This is a genomic window from Streptomyces murinus (assembly GCF_002154555.1).
Taxonomy (GTDB): domain Bacteria; phylum Actinomycetota; class Actinomycetes; order Streptomycetales; family Streptomycetaceae; genus Streptomyces; species Streptomyces murinus.
The window spans coordinates 11,759-12,028 of the sequence record NZ_MUNF01000404.1; the positions used below are offsets into that span (position 1 = coordinate 11,759).

1 pseudogene is annotated in these 270 nt (G+C 70.4%); it reads left to right on the forward strand.

The features are described 5' to 3' along the window. A pseudogene (locus CCN72_RS40765) lies at positions 1–270 on the forward strand (ROK family protein); the annotation flags it as partial.

Genomic DNA, 270 nt, shown 5'->3' on the forward strand with positions numbered 1-270 from the left:
CCGCGATCCGGTCCGGCGACCCGTTCGCGACCGGTGTCCTGCGCTCGGTCCTGCCCTATCTCGCCTCCGCGATCATCTCCGTGTTCACCTCCATCGGCATCCGCCGCTACATCCTGATGGGCGGCTTCGCGCTCGCCGTCGGACCTCGCTATGTCCAGCTGCTCACCGAGGAGTTGGAGCGGCTCGGCTGCTTCGGTCTGGACGCCGACGGCATCCGGCGCATGGTGACGCTCGGCGCCCCGGACGACGACCACGGCCTGATCGGCGCCG